Here is a 13947-nt window from a genome sequence, read left to right on the forward strand (position 1 = left end):
GGCTCCGGCCGTTTCGGGGCATGGCAAAAGCCGGTCCACCGAGGTGGACCGGCTCAGTGCAGCGAGCCTGGGGTGGCCGCGCTCTCAGCTGTCGGCGTGCGTCAGCGCGAGACCTTGCCGGCCTTGATGCACGAGGTGCAGGCGTTCACGCGCTTCGGCGTCCCGCCGACCACGGTACGCACACGCTGGATGTTCGGGTTCCAGCGGCGGGACGTACGGCGGTGCGAGTGCGAGATGTTGTTGCCGAAGCCCGGCCCCTTGCCGCAGACGTCGCAGTTGGCAGCCACGGGTCACTCCAAAGACTTCAGATGCACGTACGGTTGAGCCCGGCATGCCGGGACCAGATCTCGGGCTCGGGGAGCACTTCGAAATCCGAGTGGCGCTGCCAGGGAAGAGCCCGACAGGATCGGGCAACTGGAGCAGCATACATCGGCTGCTTCCATGCAGGGAAATTACCATGACGGCTCCGGGGGCCCGCCCGGGCCCGCTTCCGATCCGCGCCGCCCCGGGGTCTACGCTGCGTCCAGTCCAGCAGCTCAGGGAGGCGCAGTGGCGCAGGTGCCGCAGACGTTCGACGCGCCGGCGGTGCGCACCTGGTGCGGCCTGGCACTGCGGGCGCTGGGCCGCGCACGCGAGGAGATCGACGCGATCAACGTCTACCCCGTGGCCGACGGGGACACCGGCACCAACCTGTATCTGACCGTGGAGTCCGCCGCCGCGGCCGTGGAGGCCGTGTTCGCCGCGCACGAACTGAAGAGCGGGGACGGCGGGGACGGCTCCCCGGGGCCCACCCTGGCCGACGCCGCACGGGCGATGGCCCACGGGGCGCTCATCGGGGCCCGCGGCAACTCCGGGACGATCCTCGCCCAGCTGCTGCGCGGCATGGCCCAGGTGTTCGCCGCCGACGGCGAGTGCGCGCACACCGACGGCCACGGCCTGCGCCTGGCGCTGCGGCACGCGGCCGACTCCGCCCGGCAGGCCGTGGCGCACCCCGTGGAGGGCACGGTCCTGTCGGTCGCCTCGGCGGCCGCGGAAGCGGCCACCGGCACCGAGGGCGACTGCGGGGCGGTCGCACGGGCGGCCTACGAGGGGGCGTGCGCGGCCCTGGCCGCGACCCCCGGCCAGCTCGAGGTCCTGGAGCGCGCCGGAGTGGTCGACGCCGGCGGACGCGGCCTGGTGACGGTGCTCGCCGCCCTGGTGGAGACGCTCACGGGACGGCCGCCGGGAGAACCGCCCTTCCCGTCGGGAGCCGCTTCGGCACCGGGAGCGCCGGGAGCCGGTCCGGCGGCCGGTGCCCTGCCGACCGTGCCGCACGCGCGCACGAGGGACACCGGGGACGACGCGCCGGGCGTCTGCGCCCGGTCCGCGAGCGGCCCCGCCTTCGAGGTGACCTACCTCCTGGACGCCGAGGACGAGGCCGTCGCCCGGCTGCGCGAACGGCTCGACGCGCTCGGGGACTCCCTGGTCGTGGTCGGCGGCGACGGGCTGTGGAACGTGCATGTGCACGTCGACGACGCCGGAGCCGCCGTGGAGGCGGGCATCGAGGCCGGACGGCCGCACCGCATCCGCATCACCCACTTCGGCGCGGACGACGCGCACACCACCGGGGCCGTGGCCCCCCGAGAGCGCGCCCAGCGCGCCGTGGTGGCCGTCGTGCCCGGCGAGGGCCTGGCCGGGCTGTACACCGAGGCCGGGGCGATCGCGGTGCTCGCCCGCCCGGGGGAGCCGCCCGCGAGCGGCGAGCTCGTGGAGGCCGTGCGGCGGGCGCACGCGCGCGAGGTGGTCCTGCTGCCCAACGACGACGAACTGCGCCACACCGCGGCCGCCGCGGCCGAACAGGTCCGCGAGGAGGGCGTCCGCGTCGCCCTGATCCCGACCCACTCGGCCGTGCAGGGCATCGCCGCCCTCGCCGTGCACGAGCCCGGGCGCCGCTTCGACGAGGACGTCGTCGCGATGACCTCGGCGGCCGGTGAAACCCGCTACGCCGAGATCATCGTCGCCGAGCGCCAGTCCTGGACCACGGCCGGCATCTGCCAGGCCGGTGACGTCCTCGGCCTCGTCGACGGCGACGTGGCCGTGATCGGCCAGGACGTCACGGCCACCGCCGAGGCCGTCCTGGACCGGATGCTCGCGGCCGGCGGCGAGCTGGTCACCCTGGTCCTCGACGACGAGGTCCCCGACTCCGTCGCCGACCGTCTGCAGGCCCGGGTCCGCGAGGCGTACCTCGCGGTGGACACGGTGGTCTACCGCGGCGGCCGGCAGGGGGCGCTGCTGCTCATCGGGGTGGAGTAGCTCCCCCGCGAAATCCGCGGGCGGCGGCGGGCCGTCGCCCACCGCCCGCCGCCGGGCCCCTCGCGCCCCGGCTCCTCGCGCCCCGGCTCCTCGCGTCCCCGGGGCGCTTCAGCCCTCCGGCTGCCTGCCCAGGACGTCCAGCAGCCGCTCGGCCTCCGCGCACCGCAGCTGCGGCAGGTCCTCCCCGGCGCCCGCGCCCCTGACGCCCCGGCCGCCCGGCTGGGTCCGGTAGGCCGCCAGGACGTCGCGTGCGCGCCGCTCCGCCTCGGCGGACCGCCCCAGGTCGGCCGCCAGCCAGCCGGCGGCGAGCTCCGCACCGGTCCGCTCGTGCAGGGCGTTCGGCCCCAGCAGCGCGAAGGCGGCGATCGCCTGCTCCATCCTGGCGAGGGCCTCCTCGAGCCCGGCCCGGGACACCCCGCCCTCCGCGCCGGTGGCGACACCCGCGAGCAGATCGCCGAACTGACGGTGCGTGTGACCGAGTTCGGCCACGAACCGCTGCCGCGCCACCTCGTCGTCGGCACGGTCCCGCGCCTTCTCGCACTCCGCGACGGCGGACCTCATCAGCTCCCGCGCGGCCTGCGGCCCGGCCTCGGTGCGCAGCGCCAGCCAGGCCCGGGCACGGGTGGCGCGCACCAGGCCGTGCACGCTGTCCAGGGAGCGCCACAGATCGCACGCGCGCGCGTAGGCACGGTCCGCCTCCTCGTGCAGCCCCGCCCGGCTCAGCGACTCGGCGGCCAGGTGGGCGAGGGTCGCGTGGTCCTGCTGCTCGGGCCAGTGCCGGGCGATCTCGGCGGCCCGGAGCCGGTGCTCGGCGGCCGCCCGGTGCTCCCCGAGCTCGCTCAGACAGTCGCCGAGCCACCACCGCGTCTGCACGACCGCCCCGTCGCCGTGCGTCTCCACGGACAGCTCCAGGAGCGCGGACTCCAGCACCTCGGCGGCCTCGGCCCACCGCCCCTGCCGCAGCAGCAGCCCGCCGAGCTGCTGGCGCGCCCAGGCCCCGAGGGCCGGCCCCTCCTTCGCCTCGTCGGCCCAGTGCGCCGCCTCCAGGGCGTGCCGCGCCGCCTCCTCGACCCGGTCCAGGCCGCCGAGCACCTCGGCGAGCTGCAGATGCAGCTGGGCCCGTCCCGCGGCCTCCAGATGCGCCCCGCCGTGCTCCAGGGCCGCCCGCAGCGCCCGCTCGGCCCGCTCCGGGTCGCCCAGGTGGTACGCGAGCCCCGCCAGCCGGGCCTCGTACTCCACCGCGAACCACGGCACCCCGGCCCCGGCGTACTCGGCCGCGGCCCGCTCGAACAGCTCCACGGCCGTGTGCGGGTCCCCGGTGCGCGCGGCGATCTCCGCGAGCATCGCCCGCGCCTCGGCCGCCCGGGTGGTGAGCCGCACGTCGTCACCGGTGCGCCCCTCGACGAGCGCCAGCACCTCCCGGGCGGCCCGTTCGGCGGCGGACAGCACCTCGAGGTCCACGGGACCGTCGGCCAGGTGCACCGGCCGCATCAGGATCCGCGCCCGCGCCATCACCACGGACGCGGTCTGCCGTACGCCGGTGCCCCCCTCGGCGTACAGCGCGAGGACCCGTTCGTACGGCTCGGCGACCGCGGCGCGTGCCCCCTCCACGTCGCCCGCCAGCGCCCGGACGTACGCCGCACGCGCGCGGGCCGCCAGCGCCTCGCCCGGATCGCCCGCCTCCGCGTACAGCTCGGCGGCCCGCTCGAACAGCGCGGCGCCCTCGGGGCCCCTGCTCATCGCCTCGTGGTCGGCGATCTCGGCCCGGTCCCGGGCGTCCAGCTCGACGCCCTGCGCGGCCCGTGCCACCGCCGCCCAGGCCTCCACGGCGTTCGGCTGCAGGGTGTCCGACAGGCGGCGCGCCTCGGCGATCAGCGCGGACAGGTCGGCCGTCTGCGGCGCCGCCGGCTCGGCGGGGACCCGCGGCGCGGGAGCCGGGGCGGGGGCGGCGGACCGCGTCGTGCGCACCCCCAGCGGCAGCCGGTCCACCAGCGGGCGCTGCGCCATGCGCGCGCGTGTCCGCTCCCCGACGTGCGAGGAGCCGTTGCGCTCGTCGAAGCGGGCCGCCAGGGCCGACGCCTCCGTACGCGCGTGCGCGGCGAGCTCGCGGGCCGTCCAGTCGCGTCCCGCCGGCCCGGGCACCGGCTGCTCGCCCATCCCCAGCTCGACCAGCCGGTCCATGAGCAGGGCCACCACCGCGAGGAAGTCCAGCTTGCCGCGCGGATGACCGTCGTCCGTGAAGTACGCGGGCCGCTGCGCCAGCAGCTCCAGCGCCCGCGCCTCGTTGCCGGTCAGCGCGCAGAACTCCACGTGCTCGGCGTAGGTGCTGCGCATGCTCTCCATCTGCCGCACCAGCCGGATGCCCCGCAGATGGTGGGCGCGCGCCTCGTCGAGGCGGCCGAGCCGCAGCAGCGGCAGCAGGGAGGTGCCGAGGACCGCGTGCGGCTCGTGGGCACAGGAGAACTCGCCGTCCAGCACCGGCCGCCACAGCTCGAGGGCCTCCGCGTCCCGGCCGCGCTCGGCCTGCCACCAGCCCTGGTCGTGCAGCTCGCAGGCGTGGCAGTCGGCCATGCGGTCCCGGTCGGCGGCCAGCCACGCCGCATACGCCCGCTCCGCCCGCTCCAGGTCCCCGATGTGCCAGGCGACGCTGAACTCGGCGCTGCGCACGGCCCGTTCGGAGTAACCGGCGAGCCGGTAGCGGCGCTCCATCTCGCCGAGCCACTTCTCGATGGAGGCCAGCGGAATGTGCGGCTGGCCCAGCATGCCCGCCGACATCCACTTGAAGGCCCAGTGCAGCGAGTGGGCCTCGTACTCGTCGAAGTCCTCGGGGCGTTCGTCCCACATGCGCAGCAGCCGCGCGAAGGGGACGAACATCTTGTCCTTCTCGGAGCTGTAGTTGTAGACCGTCAGCTGGTGCCCCAGCGCCTCGATCACGCCCAGCGGGATGTTCAGCCTCTCGGCCTCGGCCAGCAGCTGCTCCGCGCGGGCGTTGCGGGCCGGCCCCTCCGGCTGCTCGCCGTTGGCGGCTATCGCCCGGCGCAGGGAGTCCAGGTCGGTGATCTCGCTCATCGGTGATCCTCCCCCGGCGCGTCGGTGCCGTGGTGGGTGGCCCACTCCAGCAGGCCGATGAACGCGCGGTTCAGCAGCGCCGAGTCGGCGGGCCGCAGCGGGCGCTGCGCCATCAGCAGCGCCTGTCCGTACAGCGACTCGGTCGCCGTCCCGATCAGCTCCGCGTCGCGCAGCGAACCGATCCTGCGGACCAGCGGGTTGAGGTGGTTGAGCACCAGACGCGCACGGGGAGCGCTGCCCCGCAGCGAGCCGAGGATGCCCGCCCACAGGTCGTCGGCCTGCGCCTCGGCCTGGGCGCGGGCCTGCTCGTGCCGGGCCGCCCGGTCGTCCAGGTGCAGCGCGGGCACGGACAGCGGGTGGAAGGCGCGCAGCACCACGTCGCAGCCCAGCGGGTCCAGCCTGGCCCGCGCGGCGGCCAGGAAGCCCGACAGGGCCAGCTCCTCGGCCGGGTCGACGGGGTCCAGATGGGCGGTCACGGTGTCCGCGTCCAGCTCGGCGACCGCCGTCCCCGGACGCACCGACGGCAGCGCCTCGACCAGCTCGCTGTCGTAGGTGTAGCCGCCGTTGACGACGCCGATGCCCTGCGCGGAGGCGATCGGCGCGACCTGCCGGTACTCCTCGACCGTGCGCGTGAAGTGCACGACCGGGTGGCGCTGCGCGAACTCCTCCAGGGACATCTGCCCGTCGGTCGTCTCGAACGGCAGCCACGGCAGCATCGTGCGCAGCATCTCCGCGTCGTGCCGGGCCAGCGACTTCACACCCAGGTGATGCACCGACAGAAAGGCGGCCAGCCGCTCCGGATCGCCGGCCGCGAGATCGGCCAGCCAGGAGCGGATCCGCTCGCCCAGCGCCTCGCGCACACCGGCCAGCGTCTCGTCCTCGTACAGCGCCTCGCGCGAGGCGGTGGGCCGCAGGCTGTCCGTGTCGAGCACGCAGCGCACGAAGAACGCCCAGTCGGGCAGCAGCTGTTCGGCCCGGTCGGTCAGCAGCATGCCCTTCAGGTGCACACGGTGGCCCGCCCGCTGTGCGGGACTGACCGCCGACGGCAGCACATAGGCCACCCCGCGGATCCCGGCCAGCGGCACGTCCAGGTCGATGGAGTCCAGCGGGGTGAAGCCGAACAGCTCGTGGCAGTGCCGGGCCAGGGCGACCCGGCGGGCGGCGGGGGAGGGGTACGACCGGTCCCAGGGCGCGGGCAGGTCGGTGACGGCCTCCTCGCCCACGCGCACGTCGTACGGCAGCAGCGAGCCGAAGTCCCGGGCCAGCGCGAGCACCCGCTCCTCGGTCAGCCACTCGCCGGCCCCCGCCCGCGCCTGGAGGTGCACGGTGGTGCCGGGCTCCGGACGGGCGGAGCGGGGCAGGGTCCGCACGGTGTACGAGCCGTCGTCGCACGCCGTCCACTCCACGGGCGGGGCGTCCGGCACCCGGGCGCTGCGGCTGACCACCCGGATCCGGTCGGCCACCACGAAGCAGGCCAGCAGGCCGATGCCGAACTGGCCGAGGAAGTCCGAGCGGGCCTCCTGCAGCCCCTCGGCCCGCTTGGAGCTGCGGCCGATGGTGGCCAGCAGCTCGTGCACATCGGTCTCGGTCAGACCGATGCCGGTGTCCTCCACCCGGAGGGTGGTGCCGTCCGCGAACAGCCGCACCCGGGCGGGGGCGTCCGGCTCCCCGGCACGCCGGGCGGTGAGGGCGTCCACGGCGTTCTGCAGCAGTTCGCGCAGATAGACCTTGGGACTGGAGTACAGGTGGTGCGAGAGCAGGTCCACCAGACCGCGCAGGTCGACCTGGAACGTGTGGGCCGACTGGGACTGCTGGTGAGACTGCGATGCCTGGGAGGTCTGGGATGCCTGAGATGACTGTGAGGTCTCGAAGTCCATCGTCGCAGCGCCGTCGTGGGGGGACCGCAGGTCGGCGCGGGGTCGGGCGGTCCCGGTGGGGCGGTGACCGCGAAAGGGGGCCGGAGCGCGTCATCCTAGAACCCGGACGGCCGGGCCGACCAGGGGGTTTCGACGACGTGCACGGCATTGTCGGTGCCGTGGTGTGCAATGGAACCCGTGTCCGCACCGAGAGAAGCACTGCAACAACCGCTGAAGTCGGTGCTCGGTCCCGCCACCGCGAAGGTGATGGCCGAGCATCTCGGCCTGCACACCGTCGGCGACCTCCTCCACCACTACCCGCGCAGATACGAGGAGCGCGGCCGGCTCACCCGCCTCGCCGACCTGCCCATGGACGAGCACGTCACGGTGGTCGCCCAGGTGGCCGACGCCCGTCTGCACACCTTCGCCTCCTCCCGGGCGCCCCGCGGCAAGGGCCAGCGCCTGGAGGTGACGATCACGGACGGCAGCGGCCGGCTCCAACTGGTCTTCTTCGGCAACGGCGTGCACAAGCCCCACAAGGAACTGCTGCCGGGCACACGCGCGATGTTCGCGGGCAAGGTCTCCGTCTTCAACCGGCGGCTGCAACTGGCCCACCCGGCCTATGAGTTGCTCAGGGACGACACCGAGGAGACGGTCGAGAGCTGGGCCGGTGCCCTCATCCCCATCTACCCGGCCACCGCCAGGCTGGAGTCCTGGAAGATCGGCAAGGCGGTCCAGACCGTCCTGCCCAGCGCCCAGGAGGCCGTCGACCCGCTGCCCGAGTCCCTCCGCGCGGGCCGCGGCCTGATCCCCCTGCCCGAGGCCCTGCTCAAGATCCACCGCCCGCACACCAAGGCGGACGTCGCCGAGGCCCGCGCCCGTCTGAAGTGGGACGAGGCCTTCGTCCTCCAGGTCGCCCTCGCCCGCCGCCGCCACGCGGATACCCAGCTTCCCGCCGTCCCCCGCCGCCCCGGGCCGGACGGTCTCCTCGCCGCCTTCGACGCCCGCCTCCCCTTCACCCTCACCGAGGGGCAGCAGAAGGTCTCCCGAGAGATCCTCGACGACCTGGCCCGCGAGCACCCGATGCACCGCCTGCTCCAGGGAGAGGTCGGCAGCGGCAAGACGCTGGTCGCCCTGCGCGCCATGCTCGCCGTCGTCGACGCCGGCGGACAGGCCGCGATGCTCGCGCCCACCGAGGTGCTGGCCCAGCAGCACCACCGGTCGATCACCGAGATGATGGGGGAGCTGGCCGAGGGAGGGATGCTGGGCGGACCCGAGCACGCCACCAAGGTGGTGCTGCTCACCGGCTCCATGGGCGCCGCCGCCCGCCGCCAGGCCCTGCTCGACCTGGCCACCGGCGAAGCCGGCATCGTCATCGGCACCCACGCCCTGATCGAGGACAAGGTCCAGTTCCACGACCTGGGGCTGGTCGTCGTGGACGAACAGCACCGCTTCGGCGTCGAGCAGCGCGACGCCCTGCGGGGCAAGGGGAACTCCCGGGGGGAGAAGCGGACCCCGCACCTGCTCGTCATGACCGCGACCCCCATCCCGCGCACGGTCGCGATGACGGTCTTCGGCGACCTGGAGACCTCCGTCCTCGACCAGCTCCCGGCGGGCCGCTCGCCCATCGCCAGCCATGTCGTCCCGGCCGCCGACAAGCCGCACTTCCTGGCCCGGGCCTGGGAGCGGGTGCGCGAGGAGGTGGCGAAGGGCCACCAGGCGTACGTGGTCTGCCCGCGCATCGGGGACGAACCGGTGGACGAGGGGAAGGGCGCCCGGAGGAAGTCCCCCGAGGACGAGGCCGAGAAGCGCCCGCCGCTCGCCGTCCTCGACGTCGCCGAGCAGCTCGCCGGGGGACCGCTGCACGGCCTGCGGGTCGAGGTGCTGCACGGCCGGATGCAGCCCGACGACAAGGACGCCGTCATGCGCCGCTTCGCCGAGGGGAAGACCGACGTCCTGGTCGCCACCACGGTCATCGAGGTCGGGGTGAACGTGCCGAACGCCACCGTGATGGTGATCATGGACGCCGACCGCTTCGGCGTCTCCCAGCTGCACCAGCTGCGCGGACGCGTCGGCCGCGGCTCCGCCCCGGGCCTGTGCCTGCTGGTCACCGAGATGCCCGAGGCGAGCACCGCGCGCCGGCGGCTGGACGCGGTGGCCTCCACCCTCGACGGCTTCGAGCTCTCCCGCATCGACCTCGAGCAGCGCCGCGAGGGCGACGTCCTCGGCCAGGCCCAGTCCGGCTCCCGCTCCAGCCTGCGGGTGCTCGCCGTCATCGAGGACGAGGAGATCATCGCCCAGGCCCGCGAGGAGGCCGCCGCCGTGGTCGCCGCCGACCCGGACCTGGAGCACCTGCCCGGACTGCGCACGGCCCTGGACGCCCTGCTGGACGAGGAGCGGGAGCAGTACCTGGAGAAGGGCTGACAGACTGGGAGCCGGCCAGAAGCCGGCCGCACCAGGACCGGACCGCACCGAGACAAGGACCCAAGGACATGACCCGCGTGATCGCCGGCCGGGCCGGTGGACGCCGTCTCGCCGTACCGCCGGGCCAGGGGACCCGCCCCACCTCCGACCGGGCGCGCGAGGGCCTGTTCTCCACCTGGCAGTCCCTGCTCGGCGGCCCGCTGGACGGCGAGCGGGTCCTGGACCTGTACGCCGGCTCGGGCGCCGTCGGCCTGGAGGCGCTGTCCCGCGGCGCCGGGCACGCCCTGCTCGTGGAGGCCGACGCACGCGCGGTCCGCACGCTCCGTCAGAACGTGCGGGCACTCGGCCTGCCCGGCGCCGAGGTGCGGGCGGCCAGGGCGGAGCAGCTCCTGCAGTCCCCGCCGCCCGGCGGGCCGTACGACATCGTCTTCCTCGACCCTCCGTACGCCGTCCCCGACGACGATCTCCGCGAGATCCTGCTCACACTCCGCACCCGGGGGTGGCTTGCGAAGGACGCCCTCGTCACCGTGGAGCGCAGCACCAGAGGCGGTGAATTCGGATGGCCGCACGGCTTTGACGCGATCCGGGCCCGTCGTTACGGCGAAGGGACACTTTGGTACGGTCGCGCCGCCTCTACGAGCGAATACGCATCATGACCGGACTGGAGAGCGAGGAAACCCAGGTGCGCCGCGCCGTCTGTCCCGGGTCGTTCGACCCCATCACCAACGGACATCTCGACATCATCTCCCGTGCCTCCCGCCTCTACGACGAGGTGTACGTGGCGGTGATGATCAACAAGTCCAAGAAGGGCCTGTTCGACGTCGAGGAGCGGCTCGACCTCATCCGCCAGGTCACCGCCGAGTACAGCAACGTCCGCGTCGAGTCCTTCCACGGCCTGCTCGTCGACTTCTGCAAGCAGCGCGACATCCCCGCCATCGTCAAGGGCCTGCGCGCCGTCAGCGACTTCGACTACGAGCTGCAGATGGCCCAGATGAACAACGGCCTCTCCGGAGTCGAGACCCTCTTCATCCCCACCAACCCCACCTACAGCTTCCTGTCGTCCTCCCTGGTCAAGGAGGTCGCGGCCTGGGGCGGCGACGTCTCGCACCTGGTGCCGCCGCAGGTGCTCGAGGCCCTCGTCCGGCGTCTGCGGAAGGACTGAACCGCCGACGGACCGTCACCCGGTGTCCGGCGGTTGCCCCGTGGCCGTACAGTCGTCCCGTCGGTCTCCCCTACATCTCCCCGTACATCCGCACCCGTAGAGAGTGGCGAGCACACGATGGACGTGCAGAAGAAGCTCGACGAGATCGTGGCCACGGTCTCCAGCGCCCGTTCCATGCCCATGTCGGCGTCGTGCGTGGTCAACCGCGCCGAGCTGCTCGCGATGCTCGAAGAAGTGCGCGAGGCCCTGCCCAGCTCGCTCGCACAGGCGCAGGAGCTGATCGGCGACCGCGACCAGATGGTGGAGGAGGCACGGCGCGAGGCCGAACGGATCATCGAGAACGCGCGCGCCGAGCGCGACGCGATGATCGCCGGCACCGAGATCGCCCGCCGCTCCCAGGCCGAGGCCGACCGGATCCTCGCCGAGGCCCGCAGGGAGGCCGAGGAGATCCGTGCCGAGGCCGACGACTACGTCGACTCCCAGCTCGCCAACTTCGAGGTCGTCCTCACCAAGACGCTCGGCTCGGTGGGCCGCGGACGCGAGAAGCTGCTCGGCACCGGGCCCGGCCTCGACGAGAACGGCTACGAGGACGAGGACGCCCCCGAGCGCAGCCACGACCCGGAGACCCTGCGCCGCAACGCCGACGCGTACGTCGACGCCAAGCTCAGCGCCTTCGAGGCGGTCCTCGCCAAGACCCTGGAGGCCGTGGGCAAGGGCCGCCAGAAGCTGCAGGGCCGCATCGCCACCGACGACCTCGGCGCCCTCGCCGACGACACCACCACCGTCCAGCACTCCAGCGACGCCGACTACCTCGCCGACCTCGCGGCCCTCGCCGGCACCTCGGCGGCCCAGGCCGCGCCCGCCGAGCAGCAGCCCGCCCAGCCGCCGTACGAACCGCAGCCCGCCTACGGCTACCGGCAGCCCGCGCAGAGCGACCCCTACGGCGGCTACCAGCAGGGCTACGGGGGCCAGGACCAGTACGGCTACCAGCAGGCCGACCCGTACGCCCCCGCCTCCGGCTACGCCCCGGCGGGAGGCTCCTCCTACCAGGGCTACGACGCCGGGCAGACGTACGACCCGAACCAGGCGCAGCAGGCCCAGCAGGGGCACCAGGACCCCCAGGGCTACGGCCGGCCCCGGACGCCCGCCCTCGACGAGACCAGCCTCTTCGACACCAGCATGATCAGCGCGGAGCAGCTGCGCGCCTACGAGCAGGGCCGCGGCCTGTAGGCGGGCCCGCGGCCGCGGGCGGCCGTCCGGCCGCCGGATTGGGACGAGAGCGGAAGGTCCAGTATCCTGGCTCTTCGGTCGCGTGTACGTCCGCGATCAGCGCTGCCCTGGAACACCTCCGGGTCGGCGTCCCGCCGAGCTCGGAAACCGAAAGCAGGAATGGCCCACAACGCCCGCCTCGACCACCGCAGCCCTCTCGTGTTCGACACGCACGAGCTCGGGCGGCGGCCCGGCACGCTGCAGCGCCTGACCCGCACGGTCCCCGCCCCCAAGGACTTCGGCCTCAAGGGAGTGATCGGAACGCCGGAGGGCGCTCCGGTGGAGCTTGCACTCAGGCTCGAGGCGGTCATCGAGGGGGTGCTCGTCACGGGCACCGCCCGTGCACAGGTCAAGGGGGAGTGCGTAAGGTGTCTGGAGCCGCTCGAGCTCGATCTCGAAGCGGACTTCCAGGAGCTGTTCTCGTATCCCGCCACCGACGACCGGGGCCGTGGGAGCGCACGGTCCGAGGAGAGCGCCGGTGACGAGGACGACGAGGACATGTTCTTCATCGAGGACGGCCTGTTCGACCTCGAACCCCTGCTGCGTGACGCGGTGGTGCTCGCACTGCCGATGCAGCCGGTGTGCCAGGAGGACTGCCCGGGTCTGTGCTCCCAGTGCGGAGCGCGGCTTGCGGACGACCCGGACCACCACCATGACGCCGTCGACATCCGTTGGGCGGCTTTGCAGGAACTCGCCGACGCCATGAGGGGCGGCGAGAAGGACAAGACGAGCGGCGCCGAAGCGGGCGTCGACGAGAAGCAGGAGAAATAGCCGTGGCTGTTCCGAAGCGGAAGATGTCGCGCAGCAACACGCGCCACCGCCGGTCGCAGTGGAAGGCTGCGGTCCCCACCCTGGTGGCGTGCGAGCGCTGCCACCAGCCGAGGCAGCAGCACATCGCGTGCCCGTCGTGCGGCACCTACAACAAGCGCCAGGTCCTCGAGGTCTGAGCGGCTGGTGAGAGGCACTGTGTCCACTGCCAAGAAGGCGGAAGGCGCCGAGCCAGGCAGCTCCCGCCGACGCGGAAGTGCTTCGTCGGACAACACGGCCTCGCCCCTCACGGTTCTGGAAGGGCGGCTCGGTTACTCGATCGAGCCCGCCCTTCTGGTGCGTGCGCTGACCCACCGCTCCTACGCGTACGAGAACGGCGGCCTGCCGACGAACGAGCGGCTGGAGTTCCTCGGCGACTCCGTCCTCGGCCTCGTCGTCACGGACACGCTGTACCGCACCCACCCCGACCTGCCCGAGGGCCAGCTGGCCAAGCTGCGGGCCGCGGTGGTCAACTCCCGTGCGCTGGCGGAGGTCGGCCGCAGCCTCGACCTGGGGTCCTTCATCCGGCTCGGTCGCGGTGAAGAGGGCACGGGCGGCCGGGACAAGGCGTCCATCCTCGCCGACACCCTGGAAGCGGTGATCGGCGCGGTCTATCTCGACCAGGGCCTCGACGCGGCCTCCGAACTGGTGCACCGCCTGTTCGACCCGCTGATCGAGAAGTCCTCCAACCTCGGAGCCGGCCTGGACTGGAAGACCTCCCTCCAGGAGCTCACCGCGACCGAGGGGCTCGGCGTGCCCGAGTACCTGGTCACGGAGACCGGCCCCGACCACGAGAAGACCTTCACTGCTGCCGCCCGCGTCGGAGGCGTCTCGTACGGCACCGGCACCGGCCGCAGCAAGAAGGAGGCGGAGCAGCAGGCCGCCGAGTCCGCGTGGCGGTCCATCCGCGCCGCGGCGGACGAGCGCGCCAAGGCGGCACAGGCCGCCGAGGGCGCCGACGAGGCGTCGGCCTCCGCCTGAGGCGCGTCCTTCTCCTTCTTCGCTTCCTTCTTCGGACGCTCCTGGCCGTCCCGGCACCGCACGCCCCGCGGGCCCTCCCGCGGCCGG

The 13947-nt window shown here is 73.8% G+C and carries 11 protein-coding genes; 8 read left to right on the plus strand and 3 right to left on the minus strand.

Features of this window, described 5'->3' with window-relative positions:
- Positions 1-101 precede the first annotated feature (101 nt).
- Positions 102-287: a 50S ribosomal protein L28 gene (rpmB, locus tag CCN35_RS04025; protein ID WP_003993230.1), complete on the minus strand. Its 186-nt coding sequence runs from the start codon at positions 285-287 to the stop codon at positions 102-104.
- A 262-nt stretch (positions 288-549) separates the two neighbouring features.
- Here rpmB and CCN35_RS04030 point away from each other — a divergent pair, with 262 nt between their 5' ends.
- The gene (locus CCN35_RS04030; protein ID WP_067395747.1) at positions 550-2292 is read left to right on the plus strand and encodes a DAK2 domain-containing protein; all 1743 of its coding nucleotides are present in this window, start codon (positions 550-552) and stop codon (positions 2290-2292) included.
- Positions 2293-2400: 108 nt separating this feature from the next.
- Here the strand turns inward: CCN35_RS04030 and CCN35_RS04035 are convergent, their stop codons facing one another.
- Together CCN35_RS04035 and CCN35_RS04040 are read right to left on the minus strand one after the other, a co-directional pair.
- Complete coding sequence (locus CCN35_RS04035; RefSeq protein ID WP_067395739.1) at positions 2401-5361, minus strand: tetratricopeptide repeat protein; 2961 nt, start codon at positions 5359-5361, stop codon at positions 2401-2403.
- On the minus strand, positions 5358-7238 hold the full coding sequence (locus CCN35_RS04040) for an HSP90 family protein (protein ID WP_086791534.1): 1881 nt from the start codon (positions 7236-7238) through the stop codon (positions 5358-5360). The genes CCN35_RS04035 and CCN35_RS04040 overlap by 4 nt, the downstream gene beginning before the upstream one ends.
- Positions 7239-7406: 168 nt before the next feature.
- On the opposite strand from CCN35_RS04040, the gene recG reads away from it, so the two are divergent.
- The 7 genes from recG to rnc all read left to right on the plus strand — a co-directional run bounded on the left by recG (position 7407) and on the right by rnc (position 13860).
- Positions 7407-9641: an ATP-dependent DNA helicase RecG gene (gene recG / locus CCN35_RS04045; RefSeq protein WP_067395732.1), complete on the plus strand. Its 2235-nt coding sequence runs from the start codon at positions 7407-7409 to the stop codon at positions 9639-9641.
- 68 nt (positions 9642-9709) lie between these two features.
- Positions 9710-10297 (plus strand): 16S rRNA (guanine(966)-N(2))-methyltransferase RsmD, encoded by a 588-nt coding sequence (gene rsmD / locus CCN35_RS04050; RefSeq protein ID WP_067395729.1) that lies wholly within the window; start codon positions 9710-9712, stop codon positions 10295-10297.
- 26 nt (positions 10298-10323) lie between these two features.
- A complete protein-coding gene (gene coaD, locus CCN35_RS04055; protein WP_236560635.1) occupies positions 10324-10803 on the plus strand; it encodes a pantetheine-phosphate adenylyltransferase in 480 nt (159 codons plus the stop codon).
- 117 nt (positions 10804-10920) lie between these two features.
- Positions 10921-12033, plus strand: a complete 1113-nt coding sequence (locus tag CCN35_RS04060) for a F0F1 ATP synthase subunit B (protein ID WP_067395723.1) — start codon at positions 10921-10923, stop codon at positions 12031-12033.
- 159 nt (positions 12034-12192) lie between these two features.
- Positions 12193-12843 (plus strand): YceD family protein, encoded by a 651-nt coding sequence (locus tag CCN35_RS04065; RefSeq protein WP_067395720.1) that lies wholly within the window; start codon positions 12193-12195, stop codon positions 12841-12843.
- A 2-nt stretch (positions 12844-12845) separates the two neighbouring features.
- Entirely contained in the window at positions 12846-13019 is a 174-nt protein-coding gene (gene rpmF, locus CCN35_RS04070) for a 50S ribosomal protein L32 (RefSeq protein ID WP_067395708.1), read from the plus strand.
- A gap of 7 nt (positions 13020-13026) precedes the next feature.
- Positions 13027-13860, plus strand: a complete 834-nt coding sequence (gene rnc / locus CCN35_RS04075) for a ribonuclease III (RefSeq protein WP_067395705.1) — start codon at positions 13027-13029, stop codon at positions 13858-13860.
- Positions 13861-13947: the final 87 nt, after the last annotated feature.

Source organism: Streptomyces thermovulgaris (assembly GCF_002155915.1).
Classification (GTDB): Bacteria; Actinomycetota; Actinomycetes; order Streptomycetales; family Streptomycetaceae; genus Streptomyces; species Streptomyces thermovulgaris.